This window comes from Hominiventricola sp. (assembly GCF_057604405.1).
This window is the reverse complement of record NZ_DBLYVB010000015.1, coordinates 32,989-58,326: the sequence shown is the minus strand read 5'-3', so window position 1 is coordinate 58,326 and position 25,338 is coordinate 32,989. Positions and strand designations below refer to the sequence as shown.

Sequence of the window (25,338 nt, the reverse complement as noted above, 5' to 3'; positions counted from 1 at the left end):
TCAGCCACTCCTGTTTTTCTTCTTCGCTTTTCAGACCATGGGCATAACATTCATCATAGTTCACGTATGCCTTGTTCCATAAGCTGGTAATATTCTGCTTTACAATTTTATCATCCATAAATTTAACCTCAGGAAACTTATTTTTCTTTCAGATATTCACCCACATAGTTCACACAGATCGAGCTAAGAATGATCATCACACCCGGCGGCAGCACAATCCACCACTTCCCGCTGAGCACGTAGCTCTGGATTCCATTGATCATATTTCCCCAGGATGGAATGCCAATCGGGATTCCAACCCCCAGGTAGCTAAGAGAAGTCTCTGTCACAATTGCACTGGCAAAGGTAAAGGTTGCGATAATGATAATGCTGGAAAATGAGTTGCGTACCATATGGTGAAACAGAATCACATAACGCGGAATATTAAATCCTTCTGCCAGCATAATATAATTTTCTTTTTTCAGCTCCTGAAACCGTGCCCGTATTACACGCGCCATGGTCATCCAGCTGGTGAGACTCATGACAATCACCAGTCCCAGTACTTTATTGGGAAATATCATCTGAAATGCCAGTGCCACAATCGTAGAAGGCATGGCATATGCAATATCAACCATGCGCATCATAACCGTGTCCAGTTTACCACCCACATAGCCGCTGATTCCCCCGTATATAATTCCAAACAGCAAAGCGCACAGACTGCTGGCTGCCGCCACTGCCAGTGATACCATTCCGCCATACATGGTACGTGTAAATACATCCCTTCCGGAGCTGTCCGTTCCAAACCAGTGTGCTGCATTCGGTTTTTGCAGTACGCTGCCCAGATCTACTTCTGTAGGCGAATATACTGCATACAAAGGTGCTGTTATACAAAGTAATACGATCACCAGAAACAGCAATACCCAGAGACCGTTTTTTCTTACCTTCTTTTTCATCTGGCCACCGCCTTCCGAAGCTTAGGATTCAATGCCAGATCAATCAAATCTACTATAAGCATGGACACAATTACAACCACGCCCGTTATCAGGATTCCTCCCATCAATACCGGATAATCTTTTACAGGGATAGCGTTTACGATCATATTTCCAAGACCCGGATATGCAAATACCGTCTCAATTACAACAAATCCGGAAAAAAATGACGGCACGTGGGTTCCCACATAATTCACAAAGGGAACCAGTGCATTTTTCATGGCACCCCGGTAAATATCCCATTTCGACATATGGTTTGCTTTGGCCACATACACATAGTAACTGTCCAGTTCTTCTTTCATTCCTTCCTGTATAAAACGGGAAAAGGAACCGATATGGCTGAACATGACTGTTACCGTGGGCAGAATCAGATGAATCACCCGGTCCTGAAGCGTATCCGAGAACATAGAGGTCACCCCTGAGGATGGCAGCCATCCAAGCACCACAGAGAACAGAAGGATTAAAATAATTCCAACCAGTACGCTGGGAATTCCATTCAGTGTAATGCTGATAATGGTAATCACTCTGTCAATCACAGAATCCGGATGAAGTCCTGCAAACAACCCGACCGCAATGGACAAGACAACCGTTAAAATAAAAGAAGACAAAAACAAGGTCATCGTGTTCGGCATTCGCTCACTAATCATCTTACCTACATTTTGTCCATTTGCATAAGAATATCCAAAATTTCCACGAGACACTTCCGACAGCCAGTTGCCATACCGTACTACAACCGGCTGATTCAGTCCCAGATTTTCATTAATTCTGTCTTTTTCAGCTTGTGTCAGTTTATCCATCTGACCACCATAAATTGCGGCAGCCGGTTCCCCCGGTGCCGCATTTATAAGTGCAAATGAGCAGATGCTCATGATAAACATAACCACAATGCTTTGAATCAGTCTTTTCAAAACATATCGTTTCATTCTGCATCAAACCCACTTTTATTCAGAAATCGTCCAGTCTTCGATATTCCAGAAGATACCTGCTCCATGATGTCCAAGTACCTTGTCTGTCGGTCCACTGATCCGTTTGTTACCTGCATACAATGCATCCAGATAACAAATCAGGTCATATGCCGGATCCTCAGCAAACGCTTTCTGGAATTCTGCATAGCATTCTGCTCTTTCTGCGTCTTCTGTCTTTATACGGGCATCCGTCAGCGCTTTATCAACTTCTGCATTACTGTAAAAGCCATAATTATCTGCACTGCCTGTGGTAAACAGACGATATGTATCATTATCTGCATCAAACGGGCTTCCCCATCCAAGCAGGAAGGTCTCACATTTTGCGATATCGATCGCATCCCATCCAAGGGCTGACATGGTACAGTCCACACCCAGCTTTTTCCATTCAGATGACAGGTAGGTTCCAATATTCACACGAACTTCATCGTCAACCGGAGCAGTCAGGGTAAAGGCAAGTTTTTCACCATCTTTATCAAGGATTCCGTCTCCGTCTGTATCAGCCCATCCAGCCTCTTTCAGAAACGCTGCTGCTTTTTCCGGATCATAATCATATCTTACTACATCTTCACAGTTGAATTTATTCTTCTGAAGGGGTGAATAAGCAGGCTGTCCATAGCCATGAGCAATGGCATCTACTACTGCCTGACTATCCGTTGCATAATTCAGTGCCTGACGGACTCTTACATCCTCAAACAGATCACATACCTGGAAATTATACATAACACAACGATAATCTGCAGAACCGATCACATACACATTTAAGTTCTCATCTGCTTCCAGCTCTTTGATCTGACTTGGCTCTACAAACGTAAAGTCGATCTCATTATTTTTAAGCTGCAGTGCTCTTGTGTTGTAATCCGGCAGATACAGATAAATGATATTTTCAATCTGTGCTTTATCTCCATAGTAATCATCAAATCTGGTCATGATACACTTTGTACCTGCTTCCAGCGATACCAGCTTATACGGGCCGCAGCCAACCGGGTTTACATTAAAATCAGCGGTATTGATATCCTGTCCTTCAAAGCAATGCTCCGGAACGATTCCAACGGTCAGCTTGTCAAGCAGTGCCGGGAACGGCTCTTTCAAAGTAATACTCAGTGAAGTATCACTCAGTTTTTCTACTTTATCTACCAGCAGGAAATCAGAGCGGATCGAAGAATTCACATTCTCATCCAGGATGCTGCTGATCGTAAATACAACATCATCCGCTGTCAATGTCGTTCCGTCATGAAATTTTACATCATCGCGGATATTGAACGTATAAGTCAGGAGATCATCGCTGATCTCATAATCGGTTGCTATGTCACACTGGGGCTGACAATCTACATCTGTTTTCATCAGACCTCTGAAAATCATGGCATCACAGTACTCAGATCCCAAAATCGGATTGAACTTCTCCACCATAAACTCTGCGCCATAGATCATCGTATTGTCTCTGGACATTTCACCAGCCGGAGCCGCTTTCCCTGTGGTCTCGCTTGCGACTGCGTCTGTTGTATCTGCTGTCTCCTTTGCGCCGCATCCGCTGACCGCTGCTGCCAGCATGACCGCGCTCAGGAACAATCCGACTGTTCTGTTAAACTTTTTCATGTTTCTTTATCTCCCTTATGATTGTATTGTTCCGTACTACGAAAAAATCCCTCTGACATAGTAAAGACCTTCTTTACTATAACAGAGGGATCACGCCCTTCACAACCCACCGCGGGGGATATCTAAACATACCGTTTTATTATGAAGCTATTGTATTTTGGAATATCATTTTCATTTACTGATATACATTTTCATCCTCGGCATCCCAGGCATGCCCTAATTTCTGGGCGATACGTTCTGCCACTTCCAAATCTACCATGTCTGCTACAACGCTAAGTGCCATGTCAATTCCTGTCATCGTACAGGAAGAGGAATAGTATTTTCCATCTGCAACCCAGCTTGCGTCAACAACTGTAGAAACTCCTGCGGTAAACATACGTTTCCAGTTTTCATCTGTTTTACATTCTGCTATCTTTCTCCGGAACAGGGATCCTGTCTGCATCAGCAGCAAGGATCCGCTGCCAATCATCATACAGATTTCAGATCGTTCCGCCATTTTCTTCAAAAGGCGCAGGCTTTCTGTATCCTGATATAACAGCCGTCTTGCTCCCCGTCCCCCTGGTATTACAACAATCCCCTGCAGCTCTTCCGGTTCCAGCGGTTCTGTCCACACCTTCACCCCCTGCATACTGTTCACGATATTTCCAGGAACTGACAGATAATTCACGTGAAAATGCTGCGGTGACGATCCAAACACTTCTGCTGGTCCAAATGCATCCATCGTATCAAAGTCATCAAACAAAAGAATATTTACCTCCATCTGTATCCCTCCAATTAGTTTTTTATTTTTACATTTCTATAACGCAAAAACAGCCACTCCCACCAAGCGGCCATTTTTGTTGATAGAGTATTTATTTGGGATTTATATCGGAGACTTTCCTCCTCTGGTTATTACTTTAACAAATGAATATCTTTGCCACAAGCCGGGGCGGGGGATAACGAATCATACCATTTTGTTATTCTAATATTTCTACTCGTTATATCATTTCAAATATTCTTTCACATACTCCACAAATTGTTCCGTTTCTTCCGGCAGACCGCCACGAAGACGTTTCACATATCCAAAAATCATACTGTTCTTCATACCGTGAATGGGAATCGCATGAATATCTCCCTGTCCATTCAAAATATCCGGAAACAGACCGCTGCTGATATTCGCAAGAGGCGTTGTCCGAATGATCTGTGTCAGAAGACTTCGATTATTAGTCACCATCACCTGGCCCTGATTCTGATAGCATAAAGAATTCATGCTGCCTTCCATGAGATGCATATCCGGTCTGCTGTAAGAATCCTGGCTCTGCACATATTTCAACGATTTCAGATCACGGTCTGTTACGCTTTCTGCACAATAAAGTGGATTTCCAGGCCCTACGTAAAGAAATGGTTCCGTCTGACAGAGCTCCACAAATTCCAGATGTTTCCGCTCAATCATTTGCAGATATGCGGTCATCCGTCTCTGGTCCGCATAGAAAAATCCAATATCAATGGTATGATGATGCAGCGCCGGAAAAATTTCTTCCACTGTACTGTCCTGATACCAGACTTTCAATCCATTCTCCACTCTTTCTTCACAGTAAGTGCCAAACAGTGCTGCAAACCGGTCACCGGCAGCCGAAGCCACATGCAGGACTCTCTCCTCTTCTTCCTCTACTGCATGGATCTTTGCCGCATCCACCAGCATATTGCAGGCGTATTCATAGATCTTCTTACCAGCCTCTGTCACTTCCACGCCCCGCGCTTTCCGTTCCAGAATCTGTACATCCAGCTCTGTTTCCAGTGCCTTGATGGATTTACTGATATGCGGCTGTGTGGTATAGAGAATATCTGCTGCTTTCTTGAAGCTTCCGCTTTCCACACTGACCACAAAATACTGCAACTGTTTCAGATCCATGATTACCCCACCTTTCAGCAATTCTGCTATTTAGAAATATATGCTACATCAAAGCGCCAGAGTGCTAGGAAAGAAACTCCTGCCGCAAACCATGACGCAATATAAATTACAACAATACATTCCATGGTTCCATATATCGGAAGTACCGCCAGAATACCAATCACACGAAGCAGGCAGATAGCCAGCAGCGTAGTAATCATGGGCCGCACGGTATCTCCTGTACCGCAGCAGGCACCGGAAAGAGCTTCCGCAATGGCATAGAAGAAAAAGAACGGCGCCATCATCCGACTGTAGGTTCCAACCAGAACCCCAAGGGAAGCTGCATCCTGTGAAGAGACAAAAAGCGGTGTCAGTATCCGGGCAAAGAAGAACAGTCCCACACTGATCAGTGCCACTGCGCCAACCGACATGGAAGTTCCCATGATAACTCCCTTGCGGATTCGCTCTGGATTCTTCGCACCCAGGTTCTGTGCCACAAAGGTGGTCAGCGCCGGTCCCATAGAATCAGACATCAGCCAGATCAACATATTCAGTTTATCACAAATTCCCCAGGCTGCAATCTGATCTGTACCCATAGTGTTGACACCTGCCTGTACAATGCTGTTGGCAATGGGGAACAACATGGCCTGCAGAGCCAGCGGGAATCCCATCCTGATCATCTGGCTCATATGCTCTGCACAGAAATGGGGCCACCAGAGCGGCCTCTCATCTTTACTAATTTTCAACGTCTTTCGGAGCATAGCGAAGGTAAGTACCACACTGACAATCTGTGAAAATACCGTTGCCAGAGCCGCGCCAGCGACTCCCAGATGCAGCACGCCTACCAGCACAAGGTCACCCACAATATTAATGACTGCACAACAAATCAATACATACAGCGGTCGTTTGGAATCTCCATATGCACGCAGAATGCCAGCTGCCATATTATAGAGCACCATGGACCAGATACCGCCAAAATAAATACAGGTATAGATCAGTGCCCTGCCATAGACTTCCTCCGGCACGGACATGATATGTAACATCCACGGTGTCAAAAGGACACCTCCGATGGAGCAGACCACACCCAGAATTACTGCCACCGTACAAGCTGTACGGATGGAGCAGTGCATCTGCCGCTCATCTCCGGACCCGCAATGTCCGGAAATGAGAATCGTCGCGCCTGAAGCCAGACCATTCATGAAATTCAATGGAAACTTAAACAGCGTATGCACGGAATCGATGGCTGCCAGTCCCAGTTTTCCGGTAAACTGACCTACCACGACCGCATCAATCGTGACATAAAGCTGCTGAATCAGACTGCCCACAATAATCGGCAGTACAAACAGCAAAATTCCTCTTCCAACGCTGCCCTTCGTGAGTGTGTGTTCCTTCATCTTTATTTCCTTCTCTGTACTGCGGAATCAAAGTCCCACGCACCTGCAAGTTCCTTCAGATCGTCTAAGGTTGCATTCGGATTATGTGCTTTGCACACTTCCAGAAGATCCTCATAGCTGTAGGCATTCAAAGTAATGCCGGAAGACAGCTCATATTTTTCCTGGAAATCCTGATAATCGGTGGAAGTCCAAAAGCCCTGCTGAATGGCAAATGCTTTTCCATCTTCCCGAAAATCCTCACTGTATCCGGTTACCGCATTGTACATAGCTGCAAAGGCCGGTCCAATGATGGATTCATATTTACCACACAGATATTTCAAGTTACCGTTTTTAAAAAGTTTTCCATTAGTTTCCGTATAACAGTCAACCGTTCCAAGGCTTGCATCTCCCAGAGAATCTGCAATGGCCTGTACTGGAATGGAACTCATAACCACACCTGCCTGATCTTTTTCAAACTCTGCAACTGCCTGCTGTCCTACATCCGGCACCCCAATATAGCCCGGAAATACAGTGACTTTTAAGTTTCCTGCTTCCACGCTGACCGGTTCAGAAGCCGATGCAAGCTCGGTACTGCTCTGGTCAAACTGAACGCCGTAGGCTTCCTGCAGGGCGTCAAGCATTCCTTCTGCGCGCTGTTCGTGCATCACATTGGTGCCCGCACCTCCGCTTAAAAGAAGATAATTGTCCGTAATCTGCTCTTTGGCGAAATAAGCAGCCATATCATATCCGGCCTGATACTCCATCTCATTTCCCGGTCCGAAATATCCCAGGAAATATGGATTATCTTCTACTTTCGCAAAGGTTTCCGGATCTGTCGTACTGGAGGGACGGAGATAATACACTCCATGGGATGCACAGAGTGATACTTCTTTCTCAATATCAAAACTGTTAAATGCGATAATTCCTTCCACACCTGCCGCAATGGCATTGTTCAGGAACTCCATCTCCTCTACATCTGTGGTTACCCCTGCGGAATACAGGAAATCCACATCAGAAAAATTCTCCCCCAGATAGCCTTCCATATACTCACGGAACGCCTGTACCTGTTCATCCTTCAGATCATAAACAATTACCCCGATCTTATGGATGTGCTCCCGCTCCTCGGTTTTTTGTGCGCAGGAAGTCATAGCTAACATCATAGTCAATGCAAGCAGTAAAGCGATGATTTTCTTTGCTTTTTTCAATTATTTGTCCTCCTTGTCAAACAGATGACAAGCCACTTCATGATCTGCTCCGATCTGCTGAAGTTTTGGTTTTTCAGCCCCACACCGCTCTGTTGCCTTCGGGCAGCGTCCCCGGAAGGGGCATCCTGCCGGCACATCCAGCGGACTGGGAGCTTCTCCTTTGATTTCCTCAATCGGTTTGGAGAAATCCATTCCAATATCAAAAATGGAGCCAATCAGTGCTCTCGTGTAGGGATGAACTGCATGCTCTGCCAGATCCTCCGCAGGCAATACCTCCACTACATTTCCAAGATACATCACTGCCACCTCATGAGCGCAGGACTGGATCAGGGAAATATCATGGCAGATAAATCCGATAGTAATATTCTTCTCTTTCTGAAGCTTTACAATCAGTTCAATAATCGTCTGCTGTACGGACACATCCAGTGCAGAAGTTGCCTCATCCAGAATCAAAATCTCCGGTTCCAGAGCCAGCGCACGGGCAATTGCCACACGCTGCCGCTGTCCGCCGGACATATTGTGGGGATAACGGTCTGCGAAATCTCCCGGCAGCTCTACCATTTCCAGAAGACGCCGGCAGGCTGCATCCTTTTCGTTCTTCTTAATCCGGTTAAAATTCAGAAGGGGTTCGCATACGATATCCCGGATCTTCATCTTCGGGTTAAAGGAAGAAGTCGGATCCTGGAATACCATCTGAATATTCTGTCGGTTCTGACGCAGTTCCTCTCCCTTCAGTTTAGTAATATCTTTGCCCCGATAAAGAATTTCTCCTTCAGAAGGGGTGTCCAGAGACACCAGGAACCGCATGAAGGTGGATTTTCCGCAACCGGATTCTCCTACCAGTCCTAATGTCTTTCCTTTATAAAATTTCAGGTTAATATCATCATTGGCAACCAAAGTCCGTCCGTCAGATGCCGGAAAACGTCTTGTAACATGCTTTGCCTCCAATATAACTTCATCATGTTCAAACATAAGATTCCCCTCCCATCGAAGGTACTGCGCTTAACAGCCTGCGGGTGTATTCATTTTCTGAATGATGCAGGATATGGTCTCGGTCTCCCTGATCTTCTATATGACCATCTTTCATGACCACAACATAGTCGGACATATAGGCTGCCACACCCAGATTATGGGTAACAACAATAATACCGGTGCCATAATCTTCTCTTAATTCCATCATCTGGCGAACAATCTGTGCCTGAGTAGTTACATCCAGTGCACTCGTCGGCTCATCTGCCAGCAGAAGCTTCGGCTGATAAGTCATACCCATGGCAATACCGACACGCTGACGCATACCGCCGGATAATTGGAACGGATAAGAACGCATGATATTATCCGGACTCGGAAGGCGCATTTTTCCAAGCATCTCTTCCCCCTTTGCCCATGCATCCTTTTTGGAAATCTTTTCATGGGTCTGCAGATACTCTGTAAATACAGATCCAATCTTCCGGGTCGGGTTCATCATGGCACCGCTGTCCTGGAAAATCATGGAAATCTCGCTGCCGCGCAGTTTTCTCCACTGCTCCGGTGTATTTTTAAGAAGGGAAGTACCATGAAAAAGAATATCTCCCTTGGTTACTTTACCGCCGCCTGCAAGCAGTCCTAAGACCGCACGAATCACGGTAGTCTTACCGCTTCCGCTCTCTCCTACCAGACTGACGATCTGACCCGGAGCCATGTCGAGACTGAAATCTACAACGGTAGGAACATCTTTATACGCAATCGTAATATTATCAATTTTCAGCATATTCCTACCTCCTTACTCTGCTCTCGGATCCAGGATATCCCGAATGGAATCTCCCAACATGTTAAATACAACAACGACAAAGAAAATTGCAAGACCCGGATATAGCATCATCCAGGGTGCGGACTGCATACAGGCACGACCTTCATTCAGCATATAGCCCCATTCCGGTGTCGGCGGCTTTGCACCAAATCCCAGGAAGGACAGGGCTGCGATCTCCAGCATCATACCGCCTACATCCGTAGCTGCTGTGATAATCAGCGTCGGCAGTGCATTGGGCAGCATATAACGAAGCAACATGTAGGGTGTTTTAGAACCAGTTACAATGGCTGCGGATACATAGTCACGGTCACGGATTTTCATAACCAGGCTTCGTGCCAGACGGGCATATTTGGTCCAGTTGACAGCTACGATTGCGATGATGGCATTACGGATACTTGCACCCATGATACCTGCCACAGCCAGTGCCAGAACCAGGCCTGGGAAAGCCAGCATCATATCTGCAATCCGCATGAGAACCGCATCAACGGCTCCGCCGAAATAACCGGCAATGACACCTACTACACTTCCCACCAGAAAAATAAGAACAACCACACCAAAGGTAGAAGTGAGGGATGCACGGGCTCCGTAAATCACACGGGCATAAATATCACGTCCCATTTTATCAGTACCGAAAATATGAGCTTTGCTCGGTGCCTCCAGGGCATCTGTCAGGGAACCTTTCAGCGGGTCAACACCTCCGGTCAGTACCGGTGCAAAAACAGCTGCCAGAATAATCAAAATGGCAAGAATTCCAAAAAAGGTAAACTGCTTATGTTCTTTCACAAATTTTAACGTCTTCTTCATCTTCTTACCTCTTCAAGCGCATCCGGGGATCAATATAGACATAGGATGCATCCACAATCAGGTTAATGACCATATAAATCAGCGCCATCCAGAGTACATACCCCTGAATCAGGTTGTAGTCACTGGAAGTAATCGCAGTAACGGCCAGGTTACCAAGTCCAGGATAAGAGAAGATCACCTCTACAACACTGGTACCACCAAGAAGGCTTCCGACGGAAAGTCCCAGCATGGTAATCAGCGGAAGCAATGCATTCGGAAATACATTTTTCCAAATAATCGTGGAACGTTTCACACCTCTGGCTTCTGCTCCGATCACATAATCCTGACTTAATTCCTCCAGAACTGCAGTCCGGACCTGTCTGGTATATTTAGATGCCATTGCAATGGCCAGCGTCAGTGCCGGCAGAAACAGACTCTTGAAGTCACCGCCGGAAGCGATAACAGGGAAAACCTGAATCTGTACACACAGCAGCATCATCAGGAGAAGTCCTACCCAGAAGTTCGGCATCGCACATCCAATGAAGGTTACCGCACGGCAGATATAGTCGATGATACCGTCTTTATGTAATGCGGAAGCAACACCCAGCGGCACTGCTATGATCAACATCAGAATCAGTGACATGAGGGTCAGCTTCAGGGTCGGCAATACACGGGCTGCCAGAAGCTCCACTACCGGTTTGTTGAGGCTGTAGGATTTTCCAAAATCACCATGCAGGCAGTTAAACAGCCAGCGGAAATACTGGGTGAAAAACGGGTCGTTCAGTCCCATCTCATCCCTGGTCTGCTGTACCAGTTCTTCCGTCGGCATCACGCCGGTAGCGGAGAACATGTTGCGGACCGGATCTCCAGGAGACAGGTAGGTCAGTAAAAACGTTACGAAACTGATACCAATCAATACAATTGCAATCTGTAAGATTCGGCGAAGAATCTGTTTCTTATTCAAGACAATGGCTCCTTTCTAAAAGTGAACAAAACAGGAACCCCCACCCTGGCCGCCGCAAGGGGCACGGATGGGGGTAATGAATACTTAATCTTACTCAGCCGGGGTAATCTCGGTGGTCAGCCAGTAGTAGTCTGCCGTATGGATATGTGCATTTCCTACATTCTTAGAGTAAATCATGGAAGAGTTGTAGTAACCGTCGATCAGAACAGCGGCATCATCTACCAGAATCTGCTGCATCTGGAAGATCAGATCTGCACGTTTCTCTTCATCCATCTCGCTCTTCAGCTGCTCGAACAGTGCATCATATTCCGGATTGGAATATCCGCAGTAAGTAGTATCGGTTGCCCAGTTTGCCATGTAAGCATAGGGATCTCCGGTACCTACGGTGATCCAGTTATTGTTATTGAAGTCATAATCTCCAGCAGCAAGTTTGCTCCACTGGTCATCAGAGCTGCCGTAGTCTGCGGTGCATCCGATACCGATCTCTGCCAGATACTGAATATGTGCGTTGGAGAAATCGTTCAGCAGACGGTTCTCATAGGAAACGTAGTGCAGATTGATATTCTGTCCATCCAGCTCACGGATTCCATCTCCATCAGTATCTACGATTCCTGCATCATCAAGGAGCTTCTTAGCGCCTTCCGGATCATAGGTATAGGGGTTGGTCAGTTTGTCATAACCATAGCTTAAAGTAGACGGCAGTACTGAGAATCCCGGAGTATACAGACCTCCGATGGTCTTGGAGTTGCAAATGGTATCATAGTCAATGCCCATCAGGATTGCCTGACGCAGAGTCTTGTTGCCAAGAACGCCGTCAAAGTTCATCCAGCTGAAACCACAACGAACACCAGAAGCAATATCTACCGTGAAATCAGGATTATCTTTGAAATCCTGGATATCAGATACATTGGTAATATTCTCTACCAGATCAACCTGTCCGCTCTGCAGCGCCATGGTCTTGGCAGAAGCATCCCCCATGTACATCAGTTTTACTTCGTCATAGGGGACTTCCTCACGGTAGTTCGGATTCGCTGCCAGATCATAACCTACACCTACACCATTGAAAGTCTCAACCATGTACGGACCGGTTCCGATCGTGCCATTGTCAAAGTTCTCGGTATCTGCCACATCAACAATTGCCATAGTCGGATGTGCCAGCTGTCCCGGAAGGTTGGCATAAGGCTGAGTCGTCTGGATGGTCAGGGTATTTGCTGCATCATCTGCAGTAATGGTTGCCTCGAACTCCAGATATTTCTGCGGTTTTGCAGATCCACTCGGTCCCATCTCTTTCAGATATTCAAAGCACTCTTTTACTTTAGTCGGAGTCAGATCACAGCCGTCAGAGAATTTGATGCCGTCTTTCAGGGTGATGACCCACTCGGTATGCTCATCATTTACAGTGTAGCTGTCAGCAAGCCACGGCTCTACTTCCATGCTGTCGTTGAACTTGAACAGTCCCTCGGTGATACCGTAACGCATAGCATTCCATCCACCGTTCTCATCGGTAACGGTATTGACAATACCATCGGTATACATCTGGCATCCGAAAGTAAGTACTTTCTTATCTCCATCATTCGCAGCAGAAGTGCTTCCGCTGTTATCGGATGCTCCACCGCCGCAGCCAGTCAGCAGCAAAGCTGCTGCCAGAGTTAAACTGATACATTTCTTCGTGTTTTTCATATTCTCTATCCTTTCTCATTTCATTCATCTGCCAGCGCTGTCTGCACTATCAATTCGTCTCCCACTTAAAAATTACGCATAAAAAAAGCCGGATCTACATCCGACTTTCCTCTCACCTTTTTACACACTATCCCCTTAAAACATAGATTTTTCTAGGTAAGAATTATCTCGTCTTCCGCAAGAACTCTTTCTGACAAAAAACAAGCAGGTCTCCTGACTTTAGCATCCACACCCAAAGCACCTTCCCAGGAATCATCTCCCCAGTGGCATCTGCTCCAAGCTTAACTATTACAGTGACGGGATCGTTCCGGACTTTCACCGGATTCCCTTTTCATCGAATCCATCTTCGAACTTATTTTTTGCGGCTCGATTGCCGACCATATGAACATGTATTTTCATATTCACACTTTCTTCACATTTTGTCAACGAATCTTGTATTCTATTTCGTTATATCTTATCAAGATCATTCTGCAATTCCGCTTCGATTTCATCTGATTTCCGCTCTTTTTCCTCTTCCTTTTTTCCTTTCAAAAAACTTAAAAATAAGAAATATCTCCATTTCTTCGCAAGAACATGGATATATTCCATTTTAGAATAGATTATGCGTTATTTGTTATACATTATTCTTGTAATCTGCTTCGTACAAACTCCAGATAGTGTTCTGCCCATCCATCCAGCGGCTCTCCCTGACGGCTGACGCAGCCAAACAGAATCGGTTCTTCTTCTCCGTAAAGTGAATATCCGGGATATCCCCGGGATTCTTTTTCGCGGCTCAGATAACCACCGCTCACATTGCCCAGGTCTGTCTTTCTAAGCAGTTCATTCATAACATAGTCACTGTTAGTAATAACCGAGATCTTCATACGGTCTGTCGGTGAGATCCGGTCTGTTTCCTCCGTCATCCTGCGTCCCAGTGTATACTCATCTTCATAACACTGCACCAGGCGTACCTCATCCAGTGCAATTTCCCCAATACCGGATTTGCCAGTCAATGGATGGTCTTTTCCAAAATAAAGATATGCTTTCGTCCGTTTCAGTTCCTGAAAAATGAGTCCGGCACATTCCAGTCGGTACTGAAAAGATGGCATCTGCTCATCTAATACATAGACAAATCCAATATCATCTTTCCCCGCCTGGCACCGTTCCAGTATTTCTTCCGTTCCCGCCGTCATTACATGATAACAGACATCTTCCTGCCGATGCTCCTGATAAAAAGCAGCAAAACAGGAGGCCATCCAGGAACTGGGATTCCAGGATGCCAGCAGTTCTTCTCCCTTATCCATCCGGGAAAATGATTTTAACTGTTCTATATTTTCTACGGCCCTGCTTGCATATTCATAGACACGCTGTCCTCTGGCCGTAAGCGTAATCCCTCTGCTCTGACGGACAAATACCGGAAATCCCAGCTCATCTTCCAGCATGCGGATCACTTTGCTCACATTGGGCTGCGTCGTATACAGTGCTTCTGCTGCCTTACTGAATGATCGAAGCTGGGCACAGACCACCAGATACTGCAGCTGTTTGGTTTCTATCATGAAGTATATCCTTCCTTATTGGGACAGACAGCTTTTGTTCCGCTCATTTTTACGGCGCTGATGAGGAACATCGGTGTAGACCCATAGTTGGCTTTTTCCGTAGAATCCCAGACTCTCTCCCAGACCTTCTCATCTGCTTCCACTTCATTTCCAAGGCGGTCTCTTAACACCTGTACATCCCACGCCGGACGCATGGTTCTGCTCATGGGAATCTGTCTTGCAATATCCTCCATGGCGTCAATATCCGTGCAGGTATAATGGTCATCCAGATGAAGATTCTCTACCCGTTTCCGGTCCTCTTCATATTCTTTTCTCTTCTCCTCATCGAAGAGATGATGATACCAGTTGGCATCAAAATTCAGAAGGCGGCCACCTTTTTTCAGCACGCGCATCCATTCTGCATAAGCTTTTCCCGGCTCTTCCAGATTCCAGGTCAGATTTCTGGAAATGACTACGTCAAAGTATCCATCCGGAAAATCCAGTTTCTGTGCATCCATTCTCTGAAAATGGATACTGGAGGCAAGTGCCCCCGCATTTTTCTTTGCCTCCTCCAGCATAGCTTCTGTATAATCTACTGCCGTCACATCATATCCTGCTTTGGTGAGCAGAATGGCAAAAAATCCAGGACCAGTTCCAACATCCAGAATCTTCAGCGCCCCTTCCGGCAGATGACGACGGATCTCTTCAAGCCATACCCGGTCCTGCCCGGTTGCCAGCTCATGCTGGTTCACCTGGGAATAGCCTTCCGCTCTTCCTGTCCAGTACTGTTCAATCTGTGATAATATCATCCCCATATCCTCCTGTGGGTCTCTTCAAAATACAGCCGGATTTTCATCTGCTTTCCGACCACTTATGATATCAGATTAGCACATGGTTAAATTCTTCACAAGCCGGGTGGGGGGTTATTTTTTGAAACAAAAACAGCAGCAGAGGCTTCTCTACTGCTGCAATTATTTACTGCTTATTCTTCTGGTTTTACCGTCTCATCATCTGTTTCTTTGGTCACTGCCGCCTCCGCTGCTGCTTTTGCTGCATTTCTTCGTTTTTGTCTTCTGATATGAAGTCCTACGACAACCAGAATTGCCAGTGCAAGCACTGCTGCTGAAATCAGGATCTCCGCCCAGATATCCATGCGGTTCAGTACTACGATATATCCGGCAGAACTGATCTGCGTATCGGATGAGAGATAACTTCCAATGGTGTCTGCTTTCTGTGCTTCTCCCACGGTCTGATATTCTGCATCCATGGTCATCAGACTGTCTGCCAGACGGGTATCGTTCAGTACCCGCACAATTGCGTTTGTCCTAAGCGGCTGTGCCTGAGATACTTCATAATAGTATACCTTCTTCAGATAATATTTATAGAACGGACTGTCATTATCAATATTGGCTTTTACCTGTGCCAGTTCTTCATCCGTTGCTTCTCTCACGGAAATCTTCGTATCCGGATAGAATTCGCCGCCCATAAGTACCGGCGACTTCTCTGCTTCTGCATCAGCTGTCAATGCCGGCATATAGGCACGATATACCGCATGAACCGTTACATTTCTGTGAATGGGACTCACATCTTTTTCTTCCCAGTACACATATCCGTCTTTCGATTTCGGGAGGTCAGGATAGTTTTCCTCCGGAAGTTCATCTCCATAAGCAAATGTATTCTGCCAGACTACCTGCTCTCCGTTCATGAAACGAACGGTAAACTGAGTGAAATTAAGAGGCATATTTCCAAGCTGAATCAGAGAATCATAGTCCATGCTCTCTGCCTCACTGCTTCTGGTCACGCCATCCACAGCACCATAACCGTTATCTACAAAATAATTATCCTTTACAACTCCGTCCGCTTTTCCTACGACTGCACCGCTGGATTTTACATAGCTGTCCATGTCAAGGTAAGCGCATACATAGTTGCCGCTGATATCTTCGCCTCTTCCGGCCACACCGCCTACATAACCATCTCCGCTGACTCCACTTAATACATAACTGTCACGAATGGTATTGTCGCATCTTCCGGCAATTCCTCCGGCATATTTTCCACCGTCAGTCAGAATATCCCCGTAGTTTTCCGCTGCCACGATAATTCCATAGTCTGCTTTTCCCACAATACCGCCGGCATAATCACCTTTTACCGTAATGTCCGCTGTATTGGAGCTGGAGAAAATGGCTGCCAGCACATGACGGGTAATACTGTCACTGTCATCCTCGTCATCATCCTCGTCATCGTTCTTATCCTGGAAGAACCAGGCAGATGCTTTCTGCGGATTTGTCTTCACAATGGCTCCCGCAATACCGCCTCCCTGGGTATCTGCATACACCTCTCCAGAGTTGGTACTGGAAATGATCTTTCCATCCCCTGCTGTGGCATCCGTCAGTTCAGATACATCGACATAAATAGATTTATCATCAATCCGGTTCTTCAGTTCATCCAATGCATCAGAAACGGTTCCTCGAATCACATCAAACTGGTCTTTCACCCGGTCAAGGGAATCCCTGACTCCATCGAAATCGGCATGAAGGGTATCGGATGTATTGTCCAGTGTATCAGAAATAGTATTTCCTTTCTGACGCAGATCATCCTTCATGGTATCCATTTCATCATCAAAGTCATCCAGAATGTCATCCAGTTCATCTGTCATCTTATCCATGCTTCCGGTGATGGATTTAATATCTGACATCAGCTGATTGGTCTGCCCCGGCATTTCGCCCAACAGACCTGCAATGGTGCTCATCTGGGTACGTACATCCTTGCTGAGTGCCTGCAGCTGCTGTAATGCTGCTGTCAGTTCTGACGGAACCTGCACATCCGGAATATTCACATCCGGCAGCTGGGTTCCATCCGGCAGGGTAGTGGAAGTGACTACCCGATAAGTAACCGGTATCATTCTTCCGGTGCTTGCCTGATCATTGCCGTCGCCTGAAGCACTGCTGTCATTGGAAGAACCACTGTTGTCGTCGGAGGAGCTGCTGTCTGAACTGCTGTTTGCCGCAGGTGCATCACTGTTGCCTGAACCACTGTCTGCCGCAGGTGCATCACTGCTGCCTGAACCACTGTCTGCCGCAGGTGCATCACTGTTACCTGAACCACTGTCTGCCGCAGGTGCATCACTGCTGCCTGAACCACTGTCTGCCGCAGATGCATCACTGTTACCTGAACCATTGTCTGCCGCAGGTGCATCACTGCTGCCTGAATCTGCTCCTTCCTGAGAAGTATCCTCGCTTCCGGTATCCGCTGCCCCCGCATCCGGCGTCGGTGCTGCCGGTGTGACCTCATCCGGTGCCTCATCAGGCAGATTCTCCTGATATTGCTTCAGATCGTCAATTGAGTCAATCCATCCCTGAATTTTCTCTTCATATTGTTTGAACAGCCCATCCAGTTTTGCATTTCCCTGATCCACATAGGGCTTCAACTGTTCCATGATCTTTTCCATCTGGGCAATATCATTGGAAATCTGCTCGATTGCCGTATTCAGCTGTTTGATCTTCACATCATACTGCATGCCATCGATCGTCTTCTTCATGGATTTTACATTGTCGTGGATGGCATCTTTTCCGTCACTTGCCATATCACTGTAATCATCCATATAACCACGAAGAGAATTTCGAAGGGTTTTCAGCTGATCGGACAGAAGATCTGCATTGTCGGACAGGTTATCTCCCAGTTTTTCACCCTGATTGGACACATCATCGATGAGATCACCCAGACGGTCCAGCTCATCAGAGAGCTCCTGGCGATAATCTCTGTCATAGGAAGATTCCTCATAAGGTTCCAGTACACCGGAAATACCTCCGACATTTTTGTGCCCGTAAACCACACCCTTATTAGCGCAGTAACTAAGACTGCCAAGCTGTCTTCCTACGATACCACCGGTAGAGCTTCCCAGACGCTCGAATCCAATGGTCGCTGTATTGGTACAATAGGAGATATCTCCGGATGAATTTCCAGCAATTCCTCCAGTCTCATTGGCTCTTTCATCTGCCGTAAGACCTGTCACTGCATTGGGAATGGAAATATTGACACTGCTTCCGTCTCCTTCTGCCTGTTTCTTTATTTTCTGGTTGGTATTAATTTTACCGCTGTTGACACAGTCGCTAATGCTTCCTTCGTTTAATCCGGCAATTCCTCCGGTCTGCATTTTACCGTCAATCGCCGCCTCATTTTCAGAACGGGAAACAGATCCTGTCTCCTCATTTTTTCCCGTAATACCGCCAACTGCTGTCTCTGCGTTCAAAGTACCGCGTGTGACACAATTTTCAATAGCTCCGGCATTGCTTCCTGCCAGGATTCCGATATTTTCCTGCTCGTCTCCGCCAAGAATTTCTCCTTCTACGGTCAGGTTCTTAACCACTCCGTTTTCCGTTATGTAACGGAACAGTCCATAGTCGGACATTTCCTCACTCAGTGTCACCCCAATAATCTGATGACCATTTCCATCAAAAGTACCGTCCATTACCGGAAGAAACAGATTTTCGTAATTGGACAAATCAAGATCTGCATCCAGCCGGAACGTCTTCCCGGTAGAGAAGGATTCTGTCTTACAGTTCTCTGTCAACAGGACAAAATCATCTTCACTGGTAATAGAAACGATACCAGGATCAGATCCTTCTGCCGCATATGCGGCAACATTCGGCTGGGCAGCCAGCAGGGATACAATAAGGCAGGAATCGATGATACGCCATGGTAAATTTCTTTTTCTTCTCATTATTCTGCCCCTCCATTCGTCTGTGTTTCTCCACTGCCGATATTAATTCTTCTCTTGCGATAGGTCTTGTTAATGACTCCGTCAAATGCGTACAGAAGCTGCGGCAGAATCAACATAACCAGTATAATCGAAGTCAAGGTACCGGTTCCCAGTGTCGTTCCAAGAGAAGCAATAACCGGATTGGATGTAATCTGTCCGATCACAAATCCGGCAGAGGTCATGATTGTTCCGGACGTAATAATCGTCGGGAAACTTTCATTCAAGGTTTTAATAATTGCCGTTCTCTTATCTACATTTTCTTTCCGGTAAGCCGTATAACGGCTGGTAATGACAATCGCGTAGTCAATGGTCGCGCCCATCTGAATGGAGCTGACAATCAGATAGCTCAAGAAAAACATACCCGTTCCGGTCACTGCCGGGATAGAGAAGTTAATCCAGATACTGGTCTGGATCGTTGCTACCAGAATCAGCGGAATACTGTAGTTGGTAAAGGTAAATAACAGGATGATTGCCACAAAGACCGCTGTCATAATACTTACCATCAGGTTATCCTGGGTAAAGGATTTACTTAAGTCGTAATCACTGGTAGAATCACCCACCACATAGACTTCATGATAGTACTGATATGCAATATCACGGATCTGATCAATCGTATGAAATATTTCATCTCCCTCAATGGGGCCGGTGGTCATGACCAGCATACGGGAGTATTCGTCTCCCTCCAGCTGCTCTCTGGCATCCGATACGGTCTTATGCATATCCTGGATATCCTGGGAGAAATCCGCAGAGAAATCAAAGGTCTCATTTTCTTCCTCTCCATAAATAAAATCAATCATGGAGAGCAGCGGAATTTCAAAATCATCAATGGAATTGAGGAACGCGCCGTATTTCTCCTCTTTCCATGCATAAAAACGATACAGCAGACGGATCGTATCAATGTCCATGTCCGTAATATCTGCCAGTTCCTGGGGTGTCAGGGAATCGGTTAATACATACTGTTCATCATCATCCACCGTTACGTTGGCAAGTCCCAGTGTCGAATCCACCATGGGAAGGCTTTCTACTTCTTCCATAATCCGTGCTTCACTGTCGTAGTCACCCTTTGGAACAACAACCGCCAGCGTATTATCAAGGTCAAAGACTTTGGAAATTTCCCTCTTGGCCGTCATGTATTCGTTCATCTTCGCTGATTCTACAGAGCTATTATCATAAACATAATTACAGTTAACAGAAAGGAAACATGCCACTACCATGACAACCGCAAAAACAGGCAGCGTTACATGCCGTATGGCCAGAACGATTTTTCCCCAGAATTCAATGTTTGGTACAAAGCTTTTATGTAACGTTCTGTCAATCTGTTTCTCCCACAGCATAATCAGGCCCGGCATGAAGCCAAATACAGAAAGCATACTCAAAAGAATTGCCTTAATCATGACACGTCCCAGATCAAGACCGATACCAAACTGCATAAACATCAGGGCCACCATACCTGCCATGGTGGTCAGGGAGCTGGAAGAAATCTCCGGAATACCTTTTTCCAGGGCACGTACCAGAGCCTCTCTGGTATCTACCTTTCCTTTTTCTTCCATAAAACGGTGAAACAGAATAATCGCATAGTCAATGGCCATCGCCAGCTGCAGCACCGTTGCCACCGCATTCGTCACGAAAGATATATTATAGAAGATAAAGTTTGTTCCCATATTCAGGAGTGCTGCCATACCAAATACCAGCATGAAGATGGCAATCTCCATATAAGTACCGGACGTAAACAACAAAACACCTACAATAATGATAACCGCAATCACCAGAATGACTTTCATGTCATCCTGCAGATCCGCTGCATCATCTTTATCGACTGTTGTATAGAACCAGGCATCATAATCTTTCAACGCAGTTCTTACATCTGCGATCGCTGCCTGGGCCAGACTGTCATCTTCCGGTGTCTCAAAGGAAATAGAATATAGAGCTGCCAGATCCTGATAGGAGTCTCTCATATCTTCACTGTTTGTGAACTCTTTTTCCTCGGTGTCATTGTTTTCATCATCCTCGTCTTCTTCATAAAAGTCCACAGCAGATACACCCTTGATGTCTTTCAGCTGATCTGCAATCGCTTTTGCCTGATCATAGGTAACATTCTGTACCATCACCTTTGCTGTGCCAAAGGTGGTGAACTGTTCATCCATCACATCCAGACCAATACTCGTCTCGGTATCATCCGGAAGGTAATCCGTCAGTTCCTGAATGACGTTAATATGACTGGACATGATCACGCTGCCAATCGCTGCAGCAATGAAAATGATCAGCAGAAACTTTCTTTTGTCTACGATAAACTCTGCCAGTTTTCTCAAGTTTCTTCCTCCTTATTTAAATGTTACACATGTAACTTCATTTTATGCTGTATCGTATCATAATATAGGAATTCGAAAATCACAAGAATTCTCATATTTAATGTGACAATTTTGTTTTTTCTGTTCTCAGTCCGTTTTCCAGTACCCTGGATTCCGTATAACGCAATGGATTTTCAAACAGAATATGCGCCATCTCCTCCGGCGATTCCTTCAGATCCCGCTCAATCCAGCAGACCAGCAAAAGACTGAACCGCCCTGCCTCCTCATAGACCCAATAATCTGTTCGCTTGTCGCTCATATCCATCTGTACAATATGTTCTGCCAGATAATAGCAGAACTTAATGAGCCGGCGAAGTACCAGTTCATAAAGCTGTGCTTTCAGCACTGCCTTCAGGAGACGATCATTTTCCTTGGTTGTCTGGAAAATCATCAGTCCAAACTGATATCGGGTAATACTGCCTATCGCTTTTGCCCGTTCCAGCAATTCTTCAAAGACTTCATTAAAATATTGGATAAGAATATCATCCTTCGATTTATATAACCGATAATAGGACATCCTGGATACGCCCGCTTTTTTTGCAATATCTGTAATGGTAATTTCCTCATAAGGTTTCTTTTCCATCAGGATCAGAAGCGCTGTAAAAATACACTCTTTCGTCATGGTATTTTTTTTCAGTGTTTTTTCTGTTTCTCCCATGTTACATTCTCCTGTTCTGCAATCGTATGTCTTAGATTTCCAGTCATTCAAGACTAACAATAATATACCTTTATTGGGATGTCAAGAAGCCGAAAAAGTTATCATAAAACTCTTGCGCTTTCTTAACTTGTATGCTATAGTCTTCATATGAGCAAATGTTCATACGTTTAAATGAACCAAATAATCACTACCATGATTTCTGGAGGTTATAAAGTTATGAAAAAAGAATTCCTGATGTTATTAGAACACCAGCACGACGATGAGTGCGGCTGCGGATGTAGTCACGATCACGATCATGAAGAACATGTACAGGAGCATAGCCACGAAGAGCATGAGCATCATCATCACGAACATGGCGACAGTTGCGGATGCGGTCATGACCACGGCCATGAGGAGCATGAGCATCATCATCACGAACATGGCGACAGCTGCGGATGCGGTCATGACCACGGCCATGATCACGAGCACGAGCATCACCATCACGAACACGGCGATGAGTGTGGATGCGGACATCATCACGAAGGTGTCAATGCCCATGGAAAACGTGTATACATTCTGGAAAACCTGGGATGCGCAAACTGTGCCGCAAAGATGGAGAAGCGTATCAATGAGCTGCCGGGCGTTGCAGAGGCAACCATCACCTACGCCACCAAACAGCTTCGTATTACTGCTGAAAACTATGATGCACTCCTTCCGCAGATTCAGGATATCTGTTCTTCCATTGAATCTGAAGTAAAGGTTGTTCCGAAGGAAACTTCCAACGGATTAAAGACCAAAATCTACATCGTGGAAAATCTGGACTGTGCCAACTGTGCCGCAAAGATCGAGCGTAAGATCAATGAGCTGGATGAAGTAAGCGAAGCAGTTCTTACCTATACAACGCAGCAGCTTCGTATTACCGCTGCCAACCCGGATCGCATTCTCCCGAAAATCAAAGAAGTCTGTGCCATTGTAGAGCCGAATGCAGTGATCAAAGAGATGGAACGCAAACCTTCCGTTAAAAAAGAGGAAGAGAAGAAATTCGGCATGACCGCGGAACAGCGTACCGTTGTCAGCATTGCTGTCGGTGCCATTCTCTTCATTTTGATGGAAGTTCTGGAGCATGTGAACATGGATATGACAGTTCTGCTTCCGTTCTATGTCATCGCTTACGCAGTTCTTGGATGGAAAGTTGTTCTGACCGCTGTCCGCAACATAGGAAAAGGCCAGATCTTTGACGAGAACTTCCTTATGAGTATTGCAACCCTCGGTGCTTTCGCAATCAAGTCCTATCCGGAAGCGGTCGGCGTTATGCTATTCTATCGTATCGGCGAGTTCTTCGAGGAGAAAGCCGTTGAGAGAAGCCGCGGACAGATCATGGAGGCCGTTGACCTTCGTCCGGAGACAGTAAACCTTGTAGAGAATGGCGAAACAAAAGTGATTCCGGCAGAGGATGCTGTTCCGGGTGACATCATCCTGGTTCGTCCTGGCGACCGTATCCCGCTGGATGGCATTGTCATCGACGGTGACAGCCGTATCGACACTTCACCGATCACCGGCGAGCCGGTACCGGTCCATGTAGCAGTCAATGATGAAGTCACTTCCGGTTGTGTCAACACTTCCGGTCAGCTGACCATCCGTGTTGAGAAACCCCTTGGCGAGTCCATGGTTACCAGAATCCTGGATTCCGTAGAGAACGCAGCAGCAAGCAAGCCGAAGGTAGACCGTTTCATTACCAAATTCTCCAGAGTATACACCCCGATCGTTGTATTTCTGGCACTTGGTACTGCTCTGCTTCCTCCGTTGGTTGGCGGCGGCGACTGGCATTACTGGATTTACACCGCACTGTCCTTCCTGGTTATGAGCTGCCCGTGTGCTCTGGTATTAAGTGTACCGCTGGCATTCTTCTCAGGTATCGGTGCAGGTTCCAAGAAAGGTATCCTGTTCAAAGGCGGCGTTGCTCTGGAAGCACTTGCTGATGTCAAAGCAGTCGTTATGGATAAGACTGGAACCATCACCGAAGGAAACTTCGTTCTTCAGAAAACCGTATCCGCAGGAAAACTTTCCGAGGATGAACTTCTTCAGATCACTGCAAGCTGTGAACAGAACTCTACTCACCCGATTGCAGTCAGCATTGTAACCGCAGCAAAAGAAAAAGGCCTGCAGTTAAGCAAACCTTCTACTTTAAAAGAAATCGCCGGCGAGGGAATTCTGGCCATCATCGATGGAAATGTGGTTCTCTGTGGCAACAGAAAGCTCATGGAACATCACAGTGTCAACCTTTCTGCTTACGAAAATGATGTATTCGGAACCGAGGTTCTGGTTGCAGTAGAAGGTGACTACGCCGGATACCTGACCATCTCCGATACGATCAAAGCAGATGCAAAATCCGCTATCGCAGCACTGAAGAAACAGGGTATCACCACCGCTATGCTGACCGGTGACGCTCAGAACAGTGCAGAGGCTGTTGCAAAAGAAACTGGAATTGATGAAGTACACGCAAAACTGCTTCCGCAGGATAAGTTGAGCGAGCTTCAGAAAATCCGTTCCCAGCATGAGCATGTGATGTTCGTCGGCGACGGTATCAACGATGCTCCGGTACTGGCAGGCGCTGATGTTGGTGCTGCTATGGGAAGCGGCGCTGATGCAGCCATTGAAGCAGCAGACGTGGTTTACATGACCTCCAGCATGACTGCAATTCCGGATTCCATGAGAATTGCAAAAGCAGCTGTCAGCATTTCCTGGCAGAACATCGTATTTGCACTTGCTATCAAGGTTATCGTTATGATCCTCGGTCTGTGTGGATTCGCTTCCATGTGGATGGCAGTATTTGCGGACACCGGTGTTGCCATGCTGTGCGTGCTGAACTCCATCCGGGTATTATATAAGAAATAAC

18 protein-coding genes and 1 riboswitch are annotated in these 25,338 nt (G+C 46.2%); of the genes, 1 reads left to right on the top strand and 17 read right to left on the bottom strand.

All coding sequences use genetic code 11. From position 1 onward, the window contains the following. Positions 1-137: 137 nt before the first annotated feature. The 17 genes from ACZMB2_RS10060 to ACZMB2_RS09980 all read right to left on the bottom strand — a co-directional run bounded on the left by ACZMB2_RS10060 (position 138) and on the right by ACZMB2_RS09980 (position 22,463). Positions 138-932: an ABC transporter permease gene (locus tag ACZMB2_RS10060; RefSeq protein ID WP_487596650.1), complete on the bottom strand. Its 795-nt coding sequence runs from the start codon at positions 930-932 to the stop codon at positions 138-140. Continuing rightward, positions 929-1,891, bottom strand: a complete 963-nt coding sequence (locus tag ACZMB2_RS10055) for an ABC transporter permease (protein WP_487596649.1) — start codon at positions 1,889-1,891, stop codon at positions 929-931. The genes ACZMB2_RS10060 and ACZMB2_RS10055 overlap by 4 nt, the downstream gene beginning before the upstream one ends. An 18-nt stretch (positions 1,892-1,909) precedes the next feature. Beyond that, positions 1,910-3,526 carry an ABC transporter substrate-binding protein gene (locus ACZMB2_RS10050; RefSeq protein WP_487596648.1) on the bottom strand — a complete coding sequence of 539 codons (1,617 nt, stop codon included), beginning with the start codon at positions 3,524-3,526 and terminating at the stop codon, positions 1,910-1,912. A 175-nt stretch (positions 3,527-3,701) separates the two neighbouring features. After that, positions 3,702-4,286, bottom strand: coding sequence for a DJ-1/PfpI family protein (locus tag ACZMB2_RS10045; protein WP_487596647.1), 585 nt, complete (start codon positions 4,284-4,286; stop codon positions 3,702-3,704). 222 nt (positions 4,287-4,508) lie between these two features. Continuing rightward, the gene (locus ACZMB2_RS10040; protein ID WP_487596646.1) at positions 4,509-5,417 is read right to left on the bottom strand and encodes a LysR family transcriptional regulator; all 909 of its coding nucleotides are present in this window, start codon (positions 5,415-5,417) and stop codon (positions 4,509-4,511) included. Between the two features lie 26 nt (positions 5,418-5,443). Continuing rightward, positions 5,444-6,790 (bottom strand): MATE family efflux transporter, encoded by a 1,347-nt coding sequence (locus tag ACZMB2_RS10035; protein WP_487596645.1) that lies wholly within the window; start codon positions 6,788-6,790, stop codon positions 5,444-5,446. A 2-nt stretch (positions 6,791-6,792) separates the two neighbouring features. Beyond that, positions 6,793-7,974: a hypothetical protein gene (locus tag ACZMB2_RS10030; RefSeq protein WP_487596644.1), complete on the bottom strand. Its 1,182-nt coding sequence runs from the start codon at positions 7,972-7,974 to the stop codon at positions 6,793-6,795. After that, positions 7,975-8,946, bottom strand: coding sequence for an ABC transporter ATP-binding protein (locus ACZMB2_RS10025; RefSeq protein ID WP_487596643.1), 972 nt, complete (start codon positions 8,944-8,946; stop codon positions 7,975-7,977). After that, positions 8,939-9,721 (bottom strand): ABC transporter ATP-binding protein, encoded by a 783-nt coding sequence (locus tag ACZMB2_RS10020; RefSeq protein ID WP_487596642.1) that lies wholly within the window; start codon positions 9,719-9,721, stop codon positions 8,939-8,941. The genes ACZMB2_RS10025 and ACZMB2_RS10020 overlap by 8 nt, the downstream gene beginning before the upstream one ends. Before the next feature lie 12 nt (positions 9,722-9,733). Beyond that, complete coding sequence (gene nikC / locus ACZMB2_RS10015; protein ID WP_487596641.1) at positions 9,734-10,564, bottom strand: nickel transporter permease; 831 nt, start codon at positions 10,562-10,564, stop codon at positions 9,734-9,736. Between the two features lie 4 nt (positions 10,565-10,568). Next, positions 10,569-11,507 (bottom strand): nickel ABC transporter permease, encoded by a 939-nt coding sequence (gene nikB / locus ACZMB2_RS10010; protein WP_118769202.1) that lies wholly within the window; start codon positions 11,505-11,507, stop codon positions 10,569-10,571. 90 nt (positions 11,508-11,597) lie between these two features. Then, positions 11,598-13,187 carry an ABC transporter substrate-binding protein gene (locus ACZMB2_RS10005; protein WP_487596640.1) on the bottom strand — a complete coding sequence of 530 codons (1,590 nt, stop codon included), beginning with the start codon at positions 13,185-13,187 and terminating at the stop codon, positions 11,598-11,600. 186 nt (positions 13,188-13,373) lie between these two features. After that, positions 13,374-13,558: riboswitch (cobalamin riboswitch) on the bottom strand. A gap of 249 nt (positions 13,559-13,807) precedes the next feature. Next, positions 13,808-14,722, bottom strand: a complete 915-nt coding sequence (locus ACZMB2_RS10000) for a LysR family transcriptional regulator (RefSeq protein ID WP_487596639.1) — start codon at positions 14,720-14,722, stop codon at positions 13,808-13,810. Next, positions 14,719-15,510, bottom strand: coding sequence for a class I SAM-dependent methyltransferase (locus ACZMB2_RS09995; RefSeq protein WP_487596638.1), 792 nt, complete (start codon positions 15,508-15,510; stop codon positions 14,719-14,721). The genes ACZMB2_RS10000 and ACZMB2_RS09995 overlap by 4 nt, the downstream gene beginning before the upstream one ends. Before the next feature lie 173 nt (positions 15,511-15,683). Continuing rightward, positions 15,684-19,418, bottom strand: coding sequence for a hypothetical protein (locus ACZMB2_RS09990; protein ID WP_487596637.1), 3,735 nt, complete (start codon positions 19,416-19,418; stop codon positions 15,684-15,686). After that, positions 19,418-21,766 (bottom strand): efflux RND transporter permease subunit, encoded by a 2,349-nt coding sequence (locus tag ACZMB2_RS09985; protein WP_487596636.1) that lies wholly within the window; start codon positions 21,764-21,766, stop codon positions 19,418-19,420. Before ACZMB2_RS09985 ends, ACZMB2_RS09990 begins: the two co-directional genes overlap by 1 nt. A gap of 97 nt (positions 21,767-21,863) precedes the next feature. Further along, positions 21,864-22,463, bottom strand: a complete 600-nt coding sequence (locus tag ACZMB2_RS09980; RefSeq protein ID WP_487596635.1) for a TetR/AcrR family transcriptional regulator — start codon at positions 22,461-22,463, stop codon at positions 21,864-21,866. Between the two features lie 216 nt (positions 22,464-22,679). Here ACZMB2_RS09980 and ACZMB2_RS09975 point away from each other — a divergent pair, with 216 nt between their 5' ends. Beyond that, a complete protein-coding gene (locus tag ACZMB2_RS09975; protein WP_487596634.1) occupies positions 22,680-25,337 on the top strand; it encodes a heavy metal translocating P-type ATPase in 2,658 nt (885 codons plus the stop codon). Position 25,338: the final 1 nt, after the last annotated feature.